The organism is Sulfitobacter sp., assembly GCF_041552635.1.
GTDB lineage: Bacteria > Pseudomonadota > Alphaproteobacteria > Rhodobacterales > Rhodobacteraceae > Sulfitobacter.
In genome coordinates this window covers 1-19,888 of sequence record NZ_JBFEKM010000029.1, presented here as the reverse complement: position 1 = coordinate 19,888, position 19,888 = coordinate 1, and the positions used below count along the sequence as shown (strand labels likewise).

The following is a 19,888-nucleotide window of genomic DNA, read 5'->3' as shown; positions in this document are numbered from 1 at the left end:
CCCTTGGGCGGCCCCCCGGGATATTTCCAAGCCAGAGAAGCGAAAAACCCGCAGATTTTACACTGCGGGTCTTATTTTTTGTCTTAGGCGGTTTTAAGATCACCGCTGTCGATTTGCTCTTGTTCGATACTTTCAAACAGGGCTTTGAAATTACCCTCTCCAAAGCCGTCATCACCTTTGCGCTGAATGAACTCGAAAAAGATCGGGCCGATCACGGTCTTTGAGAAGATTTGCAAAAGGATACGGGTTTCACCGCCATCTACGACCCCTTCGCCGTCAATCAAGATGCCGTGTTTCTTCATCCGGTCGAGAGGTTCTTGGTGGTCCGTCACGCGGGTCTTGCTGAGCGCGTAATACGTTTCGGGGGGGCCGGGCATAAATTTAAGGCCGTTTTCAGCAATTGTATCGGTGGCTTCGTAGATGTCGCGTGCCCCGACGGCGATGTGCTGGATGCCCTCACCTTTGTATTTCTTGAGGTATGCGACGATCTGGCCTTTTTCGTCACGGTCTTCGTTGATTGGTATCCGCAAGCGGCCACATGGAGAGGTCAGCGCACGAGAGGTCAGGCCGGTGAACTTGCCTGCGATATCGAAGAAACGGATTTCGCGAAAGTTGAACAAATCGCCGTAGAATTTGAACCAGACGTCCATATTGCCCTTGAAGACATTGTGGGTCAGGTGATCGAGGTAATAGAACCCCACCCCTGCCGGTTTGGATTGCGCGATCCAGTCGTATTCCTCGTTATAAGGTGAGGTGTCATAATATTGATCCACGAAATAGATCAACGATCCGCCGATTCCCTTGATCGCAGGCACATCCAGAACTTTGCCCGTGCCGGTATATTCCTCTGCCCCTTTTGAGACGGCATGGGCCAATGCATGTTGTGCATCAACCACGCGCCAGCCCATTGAAGGCGCGCAAGGGCCGTGGTCGTTTACAAAGCCCGCAGCAAAGCTGTCTGGTTCGGCGTTCAGGACATAGGTGATGTCGCCCTGCTGCCAAAGCTCGATCTGCTGAGTCTTGTGATTGGCAACATGGGCATACCCCATGCGCGTAAACAAATCGCGGAGCTCTTGCGGCTCGGTGCTGGCGAATTCTACGAATTCAAATCCGTCTGTGCCCGCAGGATTATCGGCGGTGATTTTCGATTTTTCTGCATCATGTGGGAAAGGGCCCATGGGGAACTCCGCAAATTAAGGTGATTTAGGCTATTTTATCGGCAGTTCCCCGCGTATTTTGCGCAAATTTCCACTCAAGACTGGATAAATGCGCGGCATTAACGCACAATTGTAAAAATTTATGTGAGAACCCCGCATGGCGTTAGATGATATAGACAGCCGGCTTTTGTCTGCATTGCAAAAGAACGCCCACCTGACGGCGCAGGAATTGGGCGAGCAACTGCATTTGTCGCCTTCGCAAGCTGGGCGCAGGCGTCAGCGGCTTGAGCAAGAGGGATTTATTGAAGGCTACCGTGCCAAGCTGAACCCCGAGAAGCTGGGATTGGCAGTACAGGGCTTCGTTCAGGTCCATCTGGGCACCCATGGGCCCGAATATTCAAACAGCTTTGCGCGGCTTTTGGCCACACGTGCCGAAATCGTGAGCGCGTGGACCATGACAGGGGATGCAGATTATCTGCTACGCGTCTATTGTGCAGACTTGCCCAGTCTGAACCGGCTGATCCACGACGTGCTGCTGCCCCACGGGGCGGTTGCAAAAGTACATAGCCAGATCGTGATGGACCAGCTGAAGATCGACGGGCCTTTGCCCACCTAAATGCACCAGGGCCCCTCGGCCAAACGAAAGAGTATCCCCTATGGAAGGTTTCCTGTTCCAAGCCTCGATCTATTTGGCCGCAGCCGTGATTGCGGTGCCAATTGCCGCGCGGCTCGGGCTTGGGTCAGTGTTGGGGTATCTGGCCGCAGGTATTTTGATCGGCCCAGCGTTCGGGTTGGTCGGGTCTGAAACCAAAGACCTTCAGCATTTTGCCGAATTCGGCGTTGTCATGATGTTGTTCCTGATCGGGCTAGAACTTGAACCCCGCGCGCTGTGGAACATGCGGCACCGGTTGTTGGGGCTTGGCGGCTTGCAGGTCGTGCTGAGTGCGGCGGCGTTGATGGGCATTGCCATGGCCTACGGTCAACCGGTCGGGGTGGCGTTGGCGGTTGGTCTGACGCTATCGCTGTCGTCGACGGCGATTGTGCTGCAAACACTGTCGGAAAAGGGCTTGATGCAGACGGCAGGCGGGCGGTCCGTGTTTTCTGTTCTGCTGACGCAGGATATCGCCGTGATCCCGATTTTGGCCTTTTTGCCATTGCTGGTTGTGAACGTCGCCAATCCAATGTCCTTGCAAGCGGATGGGTCAATCACCTTGGCCCCGCAGGGCGATGCTGCCCATGGTGCCGGAGGGCATGGCGCAACAGAGGCCGTGGGACAAGGTGCGGAAACGGCTCAGGCCGCGATATCGCTGGTCCAAGGTCTGCCCGGTTGGGGCATTACCCTGGTCACCCTCGGGGCCATCGCCGGCATCATCATAACCGGCGTATTTTTCATGCGCCCCGTCTTTCGCTTTATTCACGCAGCCAAGCTGCGCGAGATGTATACCGCACTGGCCCTGCTGATCGTGGTCGGCATTTCGTTTTTGATGATGCTTGTTGGCCTGTCGCCTGCGCTTGGCGCGTTTCTGGCCGGTGTGGTGTTGGCCAGCAGCGAATTCCGTCACGAGCTTGAGACCGACCTTGAGCCTTTCAAGGGGCTGCTGCTGGGCTTGTTCTTTATCACCGTCGGCGCGGGCATCAACTTTGAGCTGCTTTACGCAGATACGGTGATTATCGTTGGCATGGCGCTGCTGGTGATCATCGTCAAAGGCCTGATCCTTTATGCGCTTGGCACCTTGTTCAAGCTAAAGGGCCGTGATCGCTGGCTGTTTGCCCTTGGCTTGGCACAGGCGGGTGAATTCGGCTTTGTGCTGGTCAGCTTTTCGGTGGCAACCGGGGCTATGCCAAATGATGTGGCCGAAACCTTGCTGCTGGTGGTCGCCCTATCCATGCTGATCACGCCGCTTTTGTTCATCCTTTATGATCAGATCAGCAAACGCAGCGAAACCAAGACCGGGCCCATCATCGCAGACGAAATTGACGAAAAGGGCACTGTGATCATCGCGGGCATTGGCCGTTTCGGGCAGATCGTCAACAGGCTGGTGCAGGCGTCTGGCTTTCGCACAGTTGTGTTGGACCACAACCCCGAAACCATCGCCGTCATGCGGCGCTTTGGGTACAAAGCGTTTTTAGGCGATCCGACCCGTGCCGATATCCTGCGCAAAGCGGGGCTAAAGGATGCCAAGGTATTGGTGGTGGCGCTGGACGACCGCAAGGCGGCGTTGCAGCTGATCGCCTATGCCCGCAAGGAACGCCCGGACCTGCACATTGTCACCCGCGCCCATGACCGCACCGATGTGTATCAGCACTATCAGGCCGGGGCCAATGACATCGTCCGCGAGATGTTCGACAGTTCGCTTCGCGCCGGGCGCTATGTGTTGGAAAACCTTGGTCTTTCCGACTACGAAGCCGCCGAGGCGCAGCGCATGTTCTACAGCCATGACCGTGCTTCGGTGCGCGAGTTGGCGGCACTATGGCGCCCCGACATCCCGCCCAGCGAAAACAAGGCCTATGTGGCCCGCGCGAAAGAGCTTCAGAAGGACCTTGAAACCGCCTTCATGAACCGCATCGACGAAGAAGAGAGAAAGCGCGCCTGACCTACCCGCCCCTCAAATAAAAGCCGCGCCTGATCATGTCAGGCGCGGCTTTTATTTTAGTCCACGTCGCTTGGGCAACGCCGATTAGTTAACGTCGCTTAGGCTGCGGCGACACGGCTTTCCAGCACATCACCAACCTGCTTGGCAGCGGCCAGTTCATCGCCACCGGCAACGGCTGCAACTTCGCGGGTCAACCGCTCCAGTGCGGCCTCATATAGCTGACGCTCGGAATAGCTTTGTTCGCGCTGGTCATCGGTGCGGTGCAGGTCGCGCACGACCTCGGCAATAGCGATCAGATCGCCCGAGTTGATCTTTTGCTCGTATTCTTGCGCACGACGCGACCACATGGCCCGCTTGACCTTGGCCTTACCCTTGAGGGTTTTCATCGCGTGGGTGATCGTGTCAGGGCTGCTAAGCGACCGCATCCCGATTTCGGTGGCTTTGTGCGTTGGCACGCGCAGGGTCATCTTGTCTTTTTCAAACGCGATGACGAATAGCTCAAGCGAGATGCCCGCGACTTCCTGCTCTTCGACCGATATGATCTGGCCCACACCGTGGGCGGGGTAAACGACGAATTCGTTGGGGCGGAAATCTAGCTTTTTCGACTTGCTCATAAGTATGGCTCCTTAGGCGCGGGGGGCACCCGCATGGGTAATTTTGCCTTTTCACAAAGACAAATGCTGGGCGACCCGAAAGGTCTCCAGCCAAGTATCACAACTTCAGAATTTCAAGCTCAACCGCGGCAGAAGGGTTGAAAGGGTGCAGATATGTAAAGTCATTTGGACACATACATATCACAAAAAAGGGCCCGCTAAAAGCGGCCCATCGCGTGTTTGTCGTTAAATTCTTGTATAACAAATAGTTAAATGGTGAACAATCCCTTTGGGGCGACCGAAATCGCCCCGAAAAAACGAATCACTTAGCCACCTTCGCCCGGTGCCTCAGAGAAGTACTTCTCAAGCTTGCCTTCTTCACCATCACGTTCCTCTGCTTCGGGCAAAGGGTCTTTTTTCGTGATGATCACCGGCCAAAGTTCCGAATATTTCCGGTTGAATTCGACCCATTTTTCCATGTCCGGCTCTGTGTCAGGGCGAATTGCGTCCGCAGGGCATTCCGGCTCGCAGACACCACAGTCGATGCATTCGTCAGGATGAATGACCAACATGTTTTCGCCCTCGTAAAAGCAATCCACCGGACAGACTTCGACGCAGTCGGTGTATTTGCAGGCGATACAGCTGTCGTTCACAATGTAGGTCATAAGTTCATCTTTTTTGACATGATTTGCGCATTGCTAAATCAGCGCCGCGTATCATTCAAGGTGGCGTGCCCGAGAAAGATCAAGCACACGCCGATCACGCTTGCTTGGGCGCCCTTTTCCCTCAAATGCCGGATTTTCAGGCGGCTTTTTCTCGGATTTGGGGGATGGCGGGGACAGATCGGCATAAAGCTCTTGCGCCTCGGGCGCAGGACCGCGCCGGGTACCGATGGCCGCGACCTGAATCACGCGCACATCGTCCCCCATGGCAAAGGTCAAAACATCGCCCGGCACGACCAAGGTGGCGCGTTTCTGGACAGCTTCACCATTCACCCTGACTGCGCCCGCTGTAACGCGGGCAGCAGCCAAAGAACGGGTCTTAAAGAACCGCGCATGCCACAGCCATTTATCCAGCCGTAGCTTTGTCGCCCCTTGCGACAATTATTTATTGTCTTTCAGACCCATCAGGGCCGCAGCAAAGGGGTTGTCAGGATCGATTGGCTTTTCGGCCTTGGGTGGACGGGCGTTAAAGCTTTGAGACTTATTGCCCCCCTTGTCGCCACGAGGCGCACCCTTTTTGCCACGCGGACCGGGCTTGCCCTTGCCTTGGGGACGTTCGCCACCGCCGCGGCGCGGCCCTTGGTTGGCACGTGCTGCGCGGCCCCATGTAAAGACATAGAACGTCTCCATCTCGGGGGCGGCAATTGCCGCATCAGGGGCGGTTCCGATTGCAGTTTCCTCGGCAACCGTGTCGGGGATGTGATCATCAACGACGGGCGTTTCAGCCAATTCCTCGGCGATGGGGGCGATCCCTTCGTCCGGGATATCCGCCGTCTCAGGCACCACATCATCCGGCTGCACCGCAGCAGGATCAGCGACGATGCCGCCTGCGGGCTGCTCTGCTGCGACATCCATCACAGGCGTATCCGCATCCGCACCGGTATCAACAGCCATCCGCGCGCCGTCATGCGGCACAACCGCATCAACAGCTTTGACCTTTGGACGCTCTGACTTTTCTGCCTTGTAGCCAAGCCCTGCCATCAACGTCGCGAACTGTTCAAGTGTCATGCCGGTGATCGACAGCATGTCTGCCTTGGCCTCGAACCCGCCGCGCGAATCCTCGGACCGCAGCATGTCTGCCAAGCGTTCCAGCATATCGATCCGGATCGCACGTTCGCCCGCGTTGCGGTAGCCGGACATCGTTGCCGCCCCATCGGGCGCGCTGGCATCAACCGGAATGGTCACCAGGCCGGGAGGGGGCGATTCCGGAAATTCGCTCAACCCCTTGGTCAGTGACCACAACACCAGACGCAGACGCGTCGGTGCTGGTTTCAGCAGCAAAGGCATAAAAATCGTGAACTGACCAAAGCGCAGGCCGTGCTTGCGCAGTGCACCACGGGCGTCTTGATCCAGTGCTTTGACGTCTTCTGCAATGTCAGCGCGGGGCAAGATGCCAAAGTTTTCAAGCATCCGGAAGGCAAAGCCACGGGCCAGACCGGTGAGCGCTTCGTCTTTTGACAACGTAACTAGCGGTTCAAACAACGCCGCGATCTTGCGGTCGATGAAATGCTGCAAACGACGCTGCACTTTTTGCGCAACCTCGGGCCCAGCCACATCGTCTACGAACACCTCAATGCCCGGACGCAGCCCTTCAGGGCCAGCCACCAGTTTCCCAACAGCAGAGCTGCCCCACATCAGGCCACCCTGTTCGGTGAAATCAATTTCAGTGTCAGGCGCATTGTAAAAGCGATCAGCACGCAAATGGAATTGCGGTGCCAAGGCCTGCAACGAAGCTGTCTTGATCGTTTTGTCTTCCGCCACACCCGCGCCTTTGTCTTGCCGGAAACGGAACCCGTCCAACTTGCCTACAAATTCGCCTTCAACGGTTACTTCACCGGTCTCGTTTACTTCGGCCACCATGGCTTCCTTCTGTCCTAGCCGGCGCAAAAGCACGGATGTGCGCCGATCTACAAATCTCTGGGTCAAACGCTCGTGCAGCGCGTCCGACAGTCTGTCTTCTACGACACGCGCCGCGTCTCGCCAATGACTTTCGTCAATCGTCCACCCTTTGCGTTGGGTCACATATGTCCACGTGCGAATAAACGCCAGTCTCTTGGACAACGCATCAATGTCACCATCGGTTCGATCTATGCGGTTAATTTGTCCCGCGATCCAGTCGTCGGGGATCGTTCCGCGTTGGTGAAGATAGTTGAAAATTGTTTCCAACAGGCTGGCATGTTCGGCATGGCTGATGCCGCGAAAATCAGGAATACGGCAGACATCCCATAGCAACTTTACGGACGGCCCGTCGGTGCATCGCGCTGTTATCTGGGCATCTTCGCCGAGGGCCTTCAGTGCGCGCAGGTCGTCCGCCTCGCGGGCTTTGTACAGGCGTTCGTGATTTGGCGACATCTCAAGCGTCTGGATCAGCCGGGTGATGCTGCCGTATTGCAGCGACGGATTGCGCCAGTTGATTTTGTTTTGCGGCGTAAAGCTATGATCCATGATCGCGCGGGCAACCCCGTCGTCCAGCGGCGGCGCATCGCCGGTGACGCCGAATGTCCCGCTTTTGAATCCGCGCCCTGCCCGTCCGGCGATCTGGGCCAATTCGTTCGGGGCAAGCGGACGCATCCGCCGCCCGTCAAATTTGCTTAGCGCTGAAAAAGCGACATGATCAACGTCCAGATTCAGCCCCATCCCGATCGCATCAGTAGCGACCAGATAGTCAACCTCTCCGCTTTGGTACATCTCGACCTGCGCATTGCGGGTGCGCGGGCTAAGCGCCCCCATCACAACCGCCGCACCGCCTTTTTGGCGGCGGATCAGCTCGGCTATGGCATATACATTCTCAACTGAAAACCCGACGATTGCGCTGCGCGGGCGCATCCGGCTTATCTTTTTCTGACCTACATAGGTTAATTCAGACATCCGTTCGCGCTTGATGAACTGCGCCTTGGGGACCAGTGCGGCGATGGTGCCGCGCATCGTGTCCGACCCCATAAAGAGCGTCTCGTGAAGCCCCCGCGCCCGCAGCAACCGGTCCGTAAAGACATGACCTCGTTCAGGATCCGCACAAAGCTGGATTTCATCGACCGCCACCAGATCAGCGCCCATACCTTCAGGCATCGCCTCGACTGTGCAGACCCAGTATTGCGTGCGCGGCGGCACGATACGTTCTTCGCCTGTGACCAGCGCCACCACGGACGGGCCACGCAGGGCCACGATCCTGTCATAGACCTCGCGGGCCAACAGGCGCAGCGGCAAGCCGATGATCCCTGTCCGATGCGCAAGCATCCGTTCAATGGCATATGTGGTCTTGCCCGTATTGGTCGGGCCCAAAACGGCCACGACCCTACTATCACCTGTCACCAGAATATTCCCGACGTCTTAAAGAGTGCGCCCGATGCCGTCGCGCCGAAGCCCGTCCAGCGCCTTTTGCGCGTTTTCATGGTGAGGGTTTATCGCAAGAACCCGGCGATACAAAGTGGCAGCGGAACGCAGGTCGCCAAATTCCTGCAAGATTGCGCCCAACCCAAAAATCGCGTTAAATTGTTGCGGGTTAAGCGCCAGAGTTAATTCAAGATCATCGATCGCAGGCCCGTATAAATCAGCCCTGAAATACGCTTGTGCACGGGCATGATACCCTTCGGCAAAATCCGGTGCATGATCTGTCAGGGCTGTAAAATGCTCGATCGCGAGGACGGTGTCACCGCCCGCCAGCGCATCAAGACCCCGTTTTAGCAGCAGATCAATGCTGGCTGACCCCGACCGCGCCCAAGCCGTCTGAACGGCACGTTCGATCCGCGACGCTTCCTCGGCGGGGGCCATGCGCAATTCATCCAGCAATTCTTCCGCTTGGGGCATCTGCGCTTGCGCAAAAGACACACCGCCAAGCAACACCCAGAAACCAAGTGCCGCGACGGTATGTTTGAGGTTGACGATGTGATTGACCATAACAACAGTGAATGTAACAGGCTGCCGCCACTTTTCCAGACATCTCGGCAGCATTTTCGAAAAAAGGACCTCGGATGAGCGATATTGTGAATGAAGCCGTAACTGTCTTGAACGGAAAACTGGCGGGGGCCGATTTTGACGGCACTGCCAAGTTCGACATTGAAGGCGAGGGCTGCGTTATGATGGATTCAACAGGCGCGCGCGCTGCCGATGAGCCCGCAGATGTCACGCTTTCTGCGGATGTTGAGACGTTTCAGGCCATTCTGTCAGGCGAAACCAACCCGACAAGTGCGTTTATGACTGGCAAGCTCAAGCTTGACGGCGATATGGGCATGGCGATGAAACTGGCGTCTGTGCTGGCCTGATGACCCTCGCCCCCGCACCCCTTTTCACTGACCTTTATCCCGGCCCCGAAACGGGGCTGGCACATTGGACAGAAACGCCGGACGGCAAAAGGCTGCGGGTGGCGCATTGGCCGGTGGACGGTGCAAAGGGGACCGTATTGCTGTTCCCTGGTCGCACGGAATATGTCGAAAAATACGGGGTGACCGCTGCCGAGTTTGCCAAGCGCGGCCTTGCCGTGATGGCCATTGACTGGCGCGGACAAGGGCTTGCCGACCGGCTTTTGCCGGATCGCAGGGTCGGTCAGGTCGATCACTTTCCCGACTACCAAAAAGATGTGGCGACAATGATGCGTGCCGCGCGCACGCTTCAATTGCCACGACCGTTTTTCATGCTTGCCCACTCTATGGGTGGTGCCATTGGTCTGCGCGCCGCGATGGAGGGGCTGTCGGTTCAGGCTGCAGCCTTTACCGCGCCAATGTGGGGCATTCATCTTGCCCCGCATCTTCGTCCTTTCGCATGGGGATTGTCGCGGATCATGCCGCGGATTGGTCAAGGACACCAATTGCCATTCGGGACAAAATACGACTCTTATGTCGCGTCAGAACCGTTTGAAAACAATATGCTGACCACAGATGCACCCATGTTCGACATGATGCGCGACCAGCTTGTCGCCCATCCAGAGCTGGCTCTTGGTGGTCCCAGCTATGTCTGGCTGCGCGAAGCGTTGGACGAAACCAAACACCTTGCCCTGCGCGCAGCCCCCAGCCTGCCATGCGTGACCTTTCTGGGGTCAAACGAACGGATCGTTCACATCGGGCGCATCCATCAGCGGATGAAGACATGGACCGGCAGCAAGCTGCAAATCGTCGAAGGCGCAGAGCACGAGATATTGATGGAAAAGCCAGCCATCCGGGATGCTGCAATCGACGATATGGCGCGGTTATTCTTGGGGAATGCCAAGAACAGATCCTGAGGAAACAGATCAAGAAAGCATGTTAACCGGTTTGTTTTGAACAACTTCCCAATAAGTTTTCTTTTGTCGATCACGCTGCACTGTCCAAACCGCCTGTGGCCCCTATCTTTAGCGCATGACAACGGTACCGGTTCTTAGCTTTACGGAAAATGGCATCTATTGCGCTGCGGGTGATTTCTATATCGACCCGTGGCGTCGGGTGGACCGCGCATTGATCACCCACGGACATTCGGACCATGCGCGGTGGGGCATGGGCAGTTATCTTGCCACCCATGCCGCCCTGCCCGTCATGCGCCACCGTCTGGGCGAGATCTCCGCCGAGGGTATCGCCTATGGCGAGGTGCGTCGCATCGGGGATGCAGATGTTTCGTTTCATCCCGCAGGACATGTGCCGGGATCGGCCCAGATCAGGGTCGCGGTCAAGGGCGAGGTCTGGGTGGCCTCGGGCGACTACAAGGTCGTGGATGACGGGCTGTCGGACCCGTTCACTCCCGTGAAATGCCATCACTTCATTACCGAAAGCACCTTTGGGCTGCCCGTGTTCCGGTGGCAAGATCAGGCCAGTGTGGCGCGCCAGATCAACGCATGGTGGGCCACCTGCGCCAAGGATGGCAAGACCGCGTTTCTGGGGGCCTATGCGCTTGGCAAGGCGCAGCGGTTGCTGACGATGCTTGATCCTGAAATTGGGCCGGTCCTGACCCACACCGCGATCGAAAACACCAACCGCGTGATGCGCGATCAGGGAATCGCCTTGCCCGATACGATCCTTGCAAATGGCGATCTGAAGCCAAAGGATCATCCCGGTGCCATCGTGCTTGCCCCGCCTTCGGCTTTGGGGAGTGCGTGGGCCAAGAAATTCGGCCCGCAGGAAACTGCTTTTGCCAGTGGATGGATGGCCATCAGGGGCGTGCGCCGCCGCCGCGCGGGGGATCGGGGCTTTGTCATTTCGGACCATGCCGACTGGGACGGGTTGCTATCAGCGATCAAAGAAACCGAAGCAGAAAATATATATGTGACACATGGTTATACTGATATCTTCAACCGTTACCTGAACGAAAACGGATGGAACGCACAGGTGGTCCCGACACAGTTTGAAGGGGAAACACTCGACAAGGATGCCGCGGAATGAAGCGGTTTGCCAAGCTGTTCACAACGATCGACCAAAGCACCAAAACGAACGTGAAAGTCGCTGCCCTTGCCGCGTATTTCGCAGACGCCCCCGAGGCAGATCGCCTTTGGACCATCGCCTTGTTTTCGGGTCGTCGCCCCAAACGCGCCGTGACCACCTCCCGCCTGCGCGCATGGGCCGCCGAACGTGCTGGCATCCCGCTTTGGCTGTTCGAGGAAAGCTATGCCATCGTTGGCGACTTGGCGGAAACCATCGCACTGGTGCTGCCGCCAAAAGCCCCCCAAGACGACCAAAGCCTGTCTGACTGGATCGCAGCCCTGCGCGAGATTTACACCCAAGATGAGGACGCGCGCAAAGCGTTCGTGTCGTCCGCATGGGACCGCTTGGATGACGCCGAGCGCTTTATCTTTAACAAACTGATCACCGGCGGGTTTCGTGTTGGCATCAGCCAGAAACTGATGACCCGCGCCTTGGCCCGTGCCACCGACAAGCCGGAAACCGAGCTGGCGCACCGGCTGATGGGCAATTGGCACCCCGATGACACAACGTGGCATGCGTTGGTCGAGGCCGAAGATGCCTCGGCCGATGCATCGCGGCCCTATCCGTTTTATCTGGCATATGGGCTGGAAACCGCCCCGCACGATCTGGGTGCCCCCGAAGACTGGCGCGCGGAATGGAAATGGGACGGGATCAGGGGTCAGTTGATCCTGCGCGACGGGCAGTATTTCGTCTGGTCGCGCGGCGAAGAACTGATGACTGACCGCTTTCCCGAATTGGCGCGTGCATTGGATTTCATGCCCGATGGCACCGTGCTGGACGGCGAATTGCTGGTCTGGCCCCAAGATCAACCCACCCCGTCGTCCTTTAATGCGCTACAATCCCGCATTGGCCGCAAAACCGTTCCAAAGAAATTGCTGGCCGAAGCACCGGTGGTTCTGCACGCCTACGATCTGCTGGAATGGCACGGTCAGGACATACGCGACCAGCCTTTTGCGCAGCGCCGTGAACTGCTGGAACAGGCCTGCGCCGACCTTCAACCACAGGCCCCGGTCCGTCTGTCGCCGCAGCTGACCTTTGCCACATGGGACGCCCTTGCTGCGACCCGCGCCAAGGCCCGCGAAGCCCAAGCCGAAGGGGTGATGCTGAAACACAGTCACAGCCCCTATCTGGCGGGGCGCAAAAAGGGCGATTGGTGGAAATGGAAGCTGGACCCGCTGACAATTGATGCGGTGATGATCTATGCGCAATCAGGGTCGGGACGCCGTGCGAACCTGTTCACCGACTTTACCTTTGCCGTTTGGAACGGCAACGATCTGGTGCCCTTTACCAAAGCCTATAGCGGGCTGACCGACGCAGAGTTTCGCCAGATTACCGCTTGGGTGCGTAAGAATACGCTCGAACGGTTTGGTCCTGTGCGCAAGGTAACACCCCATCATGTTTTCGAAATCGCCTTTGAAGGGATCGCCCGCAGCCCCCGCCATAAATCGGGCGTTGCCCTGCGATTCCCCAGAATGTTGCGCTGGCGACAGGATAAACCGCTGCAAGAGGCCAACACACTGGCCGATTTAGAAGAAATCTTGCGCAATTACGGCTGATTCCGCCATGTCGCCGCCTTGCCTTGACCACACCTGACGCTTAGGTAAGTTCAACGTCAAAATGAGGTTCTTCATGTTTCAACTGCCCTTCCCCGTCCGCGATGCAAATGCTGGTGCAGCCGCCTCCCCCTTGGGCAATCTGCCCGAATGGAACTTGGATGACCTCTATACAGGCGAAGATGCAACCGAGCTGAAGCGCGATCTCGACTGGCTCGAAGAAGCATGCCGCAGCTTTGCCGCTGACTATGAAGGCAATCTGGCCACGCTGGATGCCGCAGGGTTTCTGGACTGTGTGCTGCGCAACGAAAAGATAAACCAGATCGCAGGGCGGATCATGTCCTATGCCGGATTGCGCTATTACCAAATGACCACCGACGCGGGTCGGGCGAAATTCCTGTCCGATGCACAGGAAAAGATCACCAATTTCACCACCCCGCTGGTGTTTTTCACGCTGGAACTGAACCGTCTGGAAGACGACCATCTGGGCAAGCTTCTGGATCAAAAGGCCGATCTTGCGCGCTACAAGCCGGTTTTCGACCGCATCCGCGCGATGAAGGACTATCAGCTCAGCGACGAGCTGGAAAAGTTCCTGCATGATCTGGGTGTCGTGGGCGACGCATGGGAACGTCTGTTTGACGAAACCATCGCGGCCCTCGAATTCGTGGTCGAAGGGGACCAGTTGAACATCGAAGGCGTGTTGAACCTGCTGACCGACCCCAACCGCGACATGCGCGAGGCCGCAGCCCGCGAATTGGCCGATGTGTTCCAAAGCAACATCAAGACTTTCGCGCGCGTCCACAACACGCAGGCCAAGGAAAAAGAGGTCATCGACCGCTGGCGTGGGATGCCAACCCCGCAAACCGGTCGTCACCTTAGCAACCATGTCGAACCCGAGGTCGTCGAGGCGCTGCGCAACGCGGTTGTCAAAGCCTACCCCAAGCTGAGCCACCGCTATTACGAACTGAAACGCAAATGGCTGGGGCTTGACGTGATGCAGGTCTGGGACCGCAACGCACCGCTGCCTATGGAAGATCCAAAGGTTGTCGGCTGGGACCGCGCCGAAAAGATGGTGATGGATGCCTATAACGCATTCGATCCGCGCATGGGCGAGATTGCCGCGCCCTTCTTTACCGACGGCTGGATTGATGCAGGCGTCAAGCCAGGCAAGGCACCCGGTGCATTTGCCCACCCCACCGTGACGAACGTGCACCCATACGTGATGTTGAACTACCTGGGCAAACCGCGCGATGTGATGACGCTGGCCCACGAATTGGGCCACGGTGTGCATCAGGTTCTGGCCGCCGGTCAGGGTGAAATGCTGTCGTCAACGCCGTTGACACTGGCCGAAACCGCAAGTGTCTTTGGCGAAATGCTGACCTTCCGCAAGATGTTGGACAACGCCAAGACCAACGCAGAACGCAAGGTGCTGCTGGCCGGCAAGGTCGAGGATATGATCAACACGGTCGTGCGCCAGATCGCGTTCTATGACTTTGAATGCAAGTTGCACGATGCCCGCCGTGGCGGAGAGTTGACGCCGGACGACATCAACGCCCTGTGGATGTCCGTCCAAGCCGAAAGCCTAGGACCGGCGTTCGAATTCATGGACGGCTACGAGACATTCTGGGCCTATATCCCGCATTTCGTGCATTCGCCCTTCTATGTCTATGCCTATGCCTTTGGCGACGGGTTGGTGAATGCGCTTTATGCCGTCTACGAAGAAGGCAAACCGGGGTTCGAAGACAAATATTTCGATATGCTGAAAGCCGGTGGCTCCAAGCATCACAAGGAGCTGCTGGCCCCCTTCGGTCTGGACGCTTCTGATCCTGCATTCTGGGATAAAGGCCTTTCGATGATCTCGGGCTTTATTGATGAATTGGAAGCGATGGAGGCGTAAGCCTCCTTCCGTCCAAGGGCGTGGGCTGGATGTGACCTCGTGCGATGATCCTTCAGGCCCGTTTTTGGATCGTCGCCCCTTATTGCAGTGAAAACCTTCGCTGTCGGCGCGCGAGATGCTTGTAAGATCAAAGTTTGGGGTCTTGCAGTAGCTCTTTGAGGCTTCGTGTTTGGCTTGGTCGGTCGCGCAGATCCAATGCAGAATTGAGATCTACAAGGTGGCTGCGCATCAGGTCCTCTGCCTCTGGCGCATCCGCCTTGGCAATCGCATCAACCAGCGCGTGATGGGCATGGCTTTCGCAAAGCGCACTTTCACGCCGCCAATAGAGCGCAATGATAAGTGACGAACGGGCAATCAGCGTTTCAATGAACTGGCGGATTGTGTCCTGATCGGCGATCCGGGCCATCTCAATGTGAAACATGCCCGACAGGTTAAGTGCCCGGCCATGATCCCCCGCATCCATCGCTGCATGTTCTTGCGCGATATGGTGTTTCAAAATTTCGATGTCGCGCGGCGTGGCCCGCGTGGCAGCAGACCCCGCCGTGCGCGGCTCAAGCAAGGCGCGGGCTTCAAAAACTTCACGGGCCTCGCGCAGGGTAGGTTGGGCGACAAAGGCCCCTTTGTTGCGCTGCATCTCTACCAGTTGGATATGGGCCAGCGATTGCAAGGCGGCGCGCACAACAGTACGCGAGACATCATAAATCTCGCCGATCTCGTCTTCGCCAAGTTTCGTGCCCGGTGCGATCCGATGCTCGTGAATGGCCAATGCCAACGCTTGTGCAACCTTCTCGGTCGTGTCCTTGGGTTTGAACGATGAAACTGGCTGTGCGGGCATGTAATTTTTCCTTCGAATCCTCTGATGCCAGACCTGATCGTATTGAACAAGATGGCCACGATGCACACGGGTAACCAGATAATTGTATACAATATTGTGTGCAATATTTACGCATACGGCAAAAATTGCGATTAAATTTGCGCCATTTTCAGATTGGCCACCCACAAAGTACCGGCTTTGTTTGAATTTGGCCCCGCGACCCTGCCCTGTCGTTGAAACCGAGGGGGCCTGAATGACGACATCAAAACAGAATCTGGAGCTGGTAACCGTCACCAAACGCTATGGTACGACGATTGCGGTGGATGCGATCCAACACAGGTTCAAGGCCGGGTCCTACGCCTGCTTGTTGGGGCCGTCGGGCTGTGGTAAATCATCGACCCTGCGCATGATTGCCGGGCATGAAAGCGTGACAGACGGCGCGATCCTGCTGGGCGGTCGCGACATTTCACGCCTTGCACCTGCACAGCGTGGCACGGCGATGATGTTCCAGAATTACGCGTTGTTTCCGCATCTTAGCGTGATCGACAATGTGGGCTTTAGCCTCAAGATGAAGGGCGTTGACGCTACCACCCGCCGCGCCAAGGCAGGCGAGATGTTGGAGCTGGTCGATCTGACCGCCCTTGCCGACCGCCTGCCTGACCAACTGTCGGGCGGGCAACAGCAACGGGTCGCGTTGGCCCGCGCCCTGATCACACGCCCCGATGTCTTGTTACTGGACGAGCCGCTGTCGGCGCTGGATCCCTTTTTGCGTATCCGGATGCGTGCCGAACTGAAGAAACTGCAAAAAGAGCTCGGCATCAGCTTTATCCACGTCACCCACGGGCAGGACGAAGCGCTGGCGCTGGCCGACGAGATTGTCGTGATGAACAACGCGGTGATCGAACAGGCCGGTGCCCCGCAAGAGGTGTTCAACGCGCCCAAGACCGAATTCGTCGCGCGCTTTATGGGCGGGCACAATGTGATTTCCCTGCCAAAAGGGTTGTTCGCCATTCGCGCCGATGCCGTCGACATCACCCCCCCTGACAAGGGTGTGGTCGCAGCGCATGTGACCGCGATCGAATACCAAGGCACATTTGTGTCCGTGTTGTCGCGCATAGCGGGCGATCAGGAAATCACAGCCCTGATCCCGGATGCTGCATTTTTCGCCCACCCCCACAACCCCGGCGACGCGATTGGACTGTCTTGGGACAGCGCAAAACTACACCACCTGACCGCATAAAATTGCGGCATTCCACCAACAAGGAGAACGACACATGACCCAGTTTACGAACCGAAATGGTCTTAGCCGCCGAACGTTGCTTAAGGGGGCCGCCTCGACTGCCCTTGTCGCGGGGGCATCGACCCTTGGCGCGCCGATGGTCTGGGCGCAAAACATCAAGGATGTGACCATCCGCCAATTCGGCACCGGCGTTTCCAACCTCAACGAGGTCGCGACAAAGGTCAAAGAAGACCTCGGCTTTACGCTTGAAATGACCGCGCTTGATACCGACAGCGTGACACAGCGCGCGGCGACCCAGCCAAACAGCTTTGACATCGCGGATATCGAATATTTTATCTGTAAAAAGGTATGGGCCGCAGGCAACCTGCAGGCGATGGACACCACCAAACTGACAAATTACGACAAGATTGTCGGCATCTTTCGCGACGGCAAACTGACGCCCGAAAGCACCATCGCACAAGGCACGGCACCGCATACGGTGGGCTTCACCTCTGGTCAGAACGGCACTGATTTCGTGGATGAGGAATCCGGTTGGATGACCCTGATCCCGACAATCTACAACGCGGACACGCTTGGCATTCGCCCTGACCTGATCGGCCGCCCGATCTCAAAATGGTCCGAACTGCTGAACCCCGAATTCAAGGGCAAAGCATCGATCCTCGACATTTCTTCGATCGGGATCATGGACATGGCAATGGTCGTGGAATCCATGGGGGAATACACCTACCCCGACAAAGGCAACATGACGAAAGAAGAAATCGACATGACCCTTGGCATCTTTACCGAAGCCAAGAAAAACGGCCAGTTCCGCGCCTTTTGGAAGTCCTTCGACGAAAGCGTCAACCTGATGGCATCGGGCGAAGTTGTGATCCAGTCCATGTGGTCGCCCGCGATCACGGCTGTGAAATCACAGGGCATTCCTTGCGTCTATCAGCCGCTGGAAGAAGGCTATCGCTCATGGGGCGGCGGCTTGGGCATCTCGGCCGCATTGTCGGGCCTCGAGCTGGAGGCGGCCTATGAATACATCAACTGGTACCTCTCCGGTTGGGTTGGCGGTTTCCTGATGCGCCAGGGTTATTACTCGGCCGTGCCCGAGACCTCGAAGTCGTTCATGTCTGCGGATGAGTGGGGATACTGGTTCGAGGGCAAGCAGGCCGAGGGCGATATCACTTCGCCGTTCGGCGACACGCTGGCCGGTGTCGGTGACACCCGTGACGGTGGATCGTTCGAGGAACGCATGGGCTCAGTTGCCTGCTGGAACTCTGTCATGGACGAAAACCAGTACATGGTCCGCAAGTGGAACGAGTTCATCGCCGCTTAATCTCAATTTTGGGCGCACATGCTATCTCATTTGGGTGTGCGCCCATCACTTCTTGACCGGAACTCACATGAACAAACTTCGCGCGAATAACGCACTGATGGGCTGGCTGATGGTGTCGCCGCTTGTCCTTGTCCTATTGATCTTTCTGGTCACGCCGATTGTCATGATCACTGTTGTCAGCTTTTGGCGGGCGACGGAATTTTCGATCATTCCCGCCTTTGTCTGGGAGAATTACGAATTTCTATTCGGCTCTCCCGTCACCTACACCGTCTTTTTCAACACGTTTAAATATGCCTTGATCACATGGGCCTTCACTTTTGTGATCGGCTTTACTGTCGCCTATTATCTGGCGTTTCACATCCGCACACAGACGTGGCAGATCGCCTTTTTCCTGCTGTGCACAATTCCGTTCTGGACCTCGAACATCATCCGAATGATCAGCTGGATTCCGTTTCTGGGCCGCAATGGCATCGCCAATTCCGCGCTGATCTCGTGGGGGGTGATTGACGAACCTGTAGAATGGTTACTGTTCAGCGATTTCGCCGTGATCCTTGCCTTTGTGCATCTTTATACGCTGTTCATGGTCGTGCCGATCTTTAATACGATGATGCGCATCGATAAATCCCTGATCGAAGCAGCGCGCGATGCGGGTGCCAGTGGCATTCAAATTCTGTGGAACGTGATCCTGCCGCTGACCAAGCCCGGTATCATGATCGGCACGATCTTTGTTGTGACACTGGTGATGGGGGATTTCATTACCGTGCGCTTTATGTCGGGCAGCCAGTCCGCCAACGTGGGCCGCCTGATTTCAAATGACATCGCCTTGTTACAATACCCAAGCGCATCGGCCACCGCGATCATACTGCTGCTGACGGTGCTGATGGTGATCGGTATCCTGCTGCGCTTTGTCGACATCCGTAAGGAGCTTTGATCTGATGGAACCCCGTCCCCGCTCGTTCTATATTCTCACCGGTTTTTTTGCCCTGTTCTTGCTGTTCCTCTACGGTCCAACGATCACCATCGCCATTTTGTCGTTTCAGGGCGAAGGCGGCGGGCTGACCTTTCCGATGCGCGGTGTGTCTGTGTATTGGTTCAAGGACCTGTTTGAACAGCAGGCCGTCGGCGACATCTGGGGCAGTTTCCGCCGCAGTTTCTTGCTGGGCCTGATGGTCATGGTCACCACAGTGGTCGTATCTGTCATGGGCGGGCTGGCGTTTCGCAAGCGTTTCCCCGGCTCGGGCATCTTGTTCTATTTGATCATCACGTCGCTGGTGATCCCGTCGATCCTCATCTCGTTGGGGGTGGGGTTGATGTTCTCGCAAACCGGGCTCAGCGTGCATTGGTCAACCTCAGGATTTGGCGCACAACTGACATGGACCCTCCCCTTTGGTTTGCTGATCATGTTCGCCGTCTTTAACCGGTTCGACAAAAGTTACGAGGAAGCCGCCCGTGATCTGGGGGCCACCCCTTGGCAGGCAATTCGACATGTTGTGTTGCCGATCATTGCACCGTCGCTGATCGGTGTGGCGCTGTTCGGCTTTACGCTAAGCTACGATGAATTTGCGCGCACCCTGCTGACCGCAGGCAGCTACAACACATTGCCGCTCGAGATTTACG

18 protein-coding genes are annotated in these 19,888 nt (G+C 56.9%); 11 read left to right on the top strand and 7 right to left on the bottom strand.

All coding sequences use genetic code 11. From position 1 onward, the window contains the following. Positions 1-83 precede the first annotated feature (83 nt). A complete protein-coding gene (gene hppD / locus ABYT07_RS05270) occupies positions 84-1,178 on the bottom strand; it encodes a 4-hydroxyphenylpyruvate dioxygenase (protein WP_372989956.1) in 1,095 nt (364 codons plus the stop codon). A gap of 136 nt (positions 1,179-1,314) precedes the next feature. On the opposite strand from hppD, the gene ABYT07_RS05265 reads away from it, so the two are divergent. Together ABYT07_RS05265 and ABYT07_RS05260 are read left to right on the top strand one after the other, a co-directional pair. Next, entirely contained in the window at positions 1,315-1,773 is a 459-nt protein-coding gene (locus tag ABYT07_RS05265) for an Lrp/AsnC family transcriptional regulator (protein WP_372989955.1), read from the top strand. Between the two features lie 40 nt (positions 1,774-1,813). Next, the gene (locus tag ABYT07_RS05260) at positions 1,814-3,751 is read left to right on the top strand and encodes a cation:proton antiporter (RefSeq protein ID WP_372989954.1); all 1,938 of its coding nucleotides are present in this window, start codon (positions 1,814-1,816) and stop codon (positions 3,749-3,751) included. A gap of 98 nt (positions 3,752-3,849) precedes the next feature. On the opposite strand, the gene ABYT07_RS05255 is transcribed toward ABYT07_RS05260, so the two are convergent. The 5 genes from ABYT07_RS05255 to ABYT07_RS05235 form a co-directional block, all read right to left on the bottom strand. After that, positions 3,850-4,365, bottom strand: coding sequence for a CarD family transcriptional regulator (locus ABYT07_RS05255; RefSeq protein ID WP_372989952.1), 516 nt, complete (start codon positions 4,363-4,365; stop codon positions 3,850-3,852). A gap of 305 nt (positions 4,366-4,670) precedes the next feature. Next, positions 4,671-5,009, bottom strand: coding sequence for a ferredoxin FdxA (gene fdxA / locus ABYT07_RS05250; RefSeq protein ID WP_008225888.1), 339 nt, complete (start codon positions 5,007-5,009; stop codon positions 4,671-4,673). A gap of 51 nt (positions 5,010-5,060) precedes the next feature. Next, positions 5,061-5,447: an RNA-binding S4 domain-containing protein gene (locus ABYT07_RS05245; protein WP_372989950.1), complete on the bottom strand. Its 387-nt coding sequence runs from the start codon at positions 5,445-5,447 to the stop codon at positions 5,061-5,063. Beyond that, positions 5,448-8,375: a helicase-related protein gene (locus tag ABYT07_RS05240; RefSeq protein WP_372989949.1), complete on the bottom strand. Its 2,928-nt coding sequence runs from the start codon at positions 8,373-8,375 to the stop codon at positions 5,448-5,450. Between the two features lie 18 nt (positions 8,376-8,393). Then, positions 8,394-8,960: a hypothetical protein gene (locus ABYT07_RS05235; protein ID WP_372989963.1), complete on the bottom strand. Its 567-nt coding sequence runs from the start codon at positions 8,958-8,960 to the stop codon at positions 8,394-8,396. Between the two features lie 74 nt (positions 8,961-9,034). Between ABYT07_RS05235 and ABYT07_RS05230 the strand changes: the two genes are divergently transcribed. From ABYT07_RS05230 to ABYT07_RS05210, 5 genes are all read left to right on the top strand, one after another. Next, positions 9,035-9,325 (top strand): SCP2 sterol-binding domain-containing protein, encoded by a 291-nt coding sequence (locus ABYT07_RS05230; protein ID WP_372989948.1) that lies wholly within the window; start codon positions 9,035-9,037, stop codon positions 9,323-9,325. Further along, on the top strand, positions 9,325-10,278 hold the full coding sequence (locus ABYT07_RS05225; RefSeq protein WP_372989946.1) for an alpha/beta fold hydrolase: 954 nt from the start codon (positions 9,325-9,327) through the stop codon (positions 10,276-10,278). The genes ABYT07_RS05230 and ABYT07_RS05225 overlap by 1 nt, the downstream gene beginning before the upstream one ends. 115 nt (positions 10,279-10,393) lie before the next feature. After that, positions 10,394-11,407, top strand: a complete 1,014-nt coding sequence (locus tag ABYT07_RS05220; RefSeq protein WP_372989944.1) for a ligase-associated DNA damage response exonuclease — start codon at positions 10,394-10,396, stop codon at positions 11,405-11,407. Further along, positions 11,404-13,002 (top strand): ATP-dependent DNA ligase, encoded by a 1,599-nt coding sequence (locus ABYT07_RS05215; protein WP_372989942.1) that lies wholly within the window; start codon positions 11,404-11,406, stop codon positions 13,000-13,002. The genes ABYT07_RS05220 and ABYT07_RS05215 overlap by 4 nt, the downstream gene beginning before the upstream one ends. Before the next feature lie 73 nt (positions 13,003-13,075). Further along, on the top strand, positions 13,076-14,896 hold the full coding sequence (locus ABYT07_RS05210; RefSeq protein WP_372989940.1) for a M3 family oligoendopeptidase: 1,821 nt from the start codon (positions 13,076-13,078) through the stop codon (positions 14,894-14,896). 127 nt (positions 14,897-15,023) lie between these two features. Here ABYT07_RS05210 and ABYT07_RS05205 read toward each other — a convergent pair whose 3' ends face one another. Beyond that, complete coding sequence (locus ABYT07_RS05205) at positions 15,024-15,731, bottom strand: GntR family transcriptional regulator (RefSeq protein ID WP_372989939.1); 708 nt, start codon at positions 15,729-15,731, stop codon at positions 15,024-15,026. A gap of 232 nt (positions 15,732-15,963) precedes the next feature. On the opposite strand from ABYT07_RS05205, the gene ABYT07_RS05200 reads away from it, so the two are divergent. From ABYT07_RS05200 to ABYT07_RS05185, 4 genes are all read left to right on the top strand, one after another. Continuing rightward, the gene (locus ABYT07_RS05200) at positions 15,964-16,950 is read left to right on the top strand and encodes an ABC transporter ATP-binding protein (RefSeq protein ID WP_372989938.1); all 987 of its coding nucleotides are present in this window, start codon (positions 15,964-15,966) and stop codon (positions 16,948-16,950) included. Positions 16,951-16,984: 34 nt separating this feature from the next. Beyond that, positions 16,985-18,271, top strand: coding sequence for a PotD/PotF family extracellular solute-binding protein (locus ABYT07_RS05195; RefSeq protein WP_372989937.1), 1,287 nt, complete (start codon positions 16,985-16,987; stop codon positions 18,269-18,271). A 67-nt stretch (positions 18,272-18,338) separates the two neighbouring features. Further along, positions 18,339-19,202 (top strand): ABC transporter permease, encoded by an 864-nt coding sequence (locus ABYT07_RS05190; RefSeq protein ID WP_372989935.1) that lies wholly within the window; start codon positions 18,339-18,341, stop codon positions 19,200-19,202. 4 nt (positions 19,203-19,206) lie between these two features. Then, on the top strand, positions 19,207-19,888 hold a 682-nt coding region (locus ABYT07_RS05185), incomplete at its 3' end, for an ABC transporter permease (RefSeq protein WP_372989934.1).

Excerpts from the sequence above, each read along its gene's own strand:
- hppD (WP_372989956.1), bottom strand. The coding sequence starts at position 1,178 with ATGGGCCCTTTCCCACATGATGCAGAAAAATCGAAAATCACCGCCGAT.
- ABYT07_RS05265 (WP_372989955.1), top strand. The coding sequence starts at position 1,315 with ATGGCGTTAGATGATATAGACAGCCGGCTTTTGTCTGCATTGCAAAAG.
- ABYT07_RS05260 (WP_372989954.1), top strand. The coding sequence starts at position 1,814 with ATGGAAGGTTTCCTGTTCCAAGCCTCGATCTATTTGGCCGCAGCCGTG.
- ABYT07_RS05255 (WP_372989952.1), bottom strand. The coding sequence starts at position 4,365 with ATGAGCAAGTCGAAAAAGCTAGATTTCCGCCCCAACGAATTCGTCGTT.
- fdxA (WP_008225888.1), bottom strand. The coding sequence starts at position 5,009 with ATGACCTACATTGTGAACGACAGCTGTATCGCCTGCAAATACACCGAC.
- ABYT07_RS05235 (WP_372989963.1), bottom strand. The coding sequence starts at position 8,960 with ATGGTCAATCACATCGTCAACCTCAAACATACCGTCGCGGCACTTGGT.
- ABYT07_RS05230 (WP_372989948.1), top strand. The coding sequence starts at position 9,035 with ATGAGCGATATTGTGAATGAAGCCGTAACTGTCTTGAACGGAAAACTG.
- ABYT07_RS05225 (WP_372989946.1), top strand. The coding sequence starts at position 9,325 with ATGACCCTCGCCCCCGCACCCCTTTTCACTGACCTTTATCCCGGCCCC.
- ABYT07_RS05220 (WP_372989944.1), top strand. The coding sequence starts at position 10,394 with ATGACAACGGTACCGGTTCTTAGCTTTACGGAAAATGGCATCTATTGC.
- ABYT07_RS05215 (WP_372989942.1), top strand. The coding sequence starts at position 11,404 with ATGAAGCGGTTTGCCAAGCTGTTCACAACGATCGACCAAAGCACCAAA.
- ABYT07_RS05210 (WP_372989940.1), top strand. The coding sequence starts at position 13,076 with ATGTTTCAACTGCCCTTCCCCGTCCGCGATGCAAATGCTGGTGCAGCC.
- ABYT07_RS05205 (WP_372989939.1), bottom strand. The coding sequence starts at position 15,731 with ATGCCCGCACAGCCAGTTTCATCGTTCAAACCCAAGGACACGACCGAG.
- ABYT07_RS05200 (WP_372989938.1), top strand. The coding sequence starts at position 15,964 with ATGACGACATCAAAACAGAATCTGGAGCTGGTAACCGTCACCAAACGC.
- ABYT07_RS05195 (WP_372989937.1), top strand. The coding sequence starts at position 16,985 with ATGACCCAGTTTACGAACCGAAATGGTCTTAGCCGCCGAACGTTGCTT.
- ABYT07_RS05190 (WP_372989935.1), top strand. The coding sequence starts at position 18,339 with ATGAACAAACTTCGCGCGAATAACGCACTGATGGGCTGGCTGATGGTG.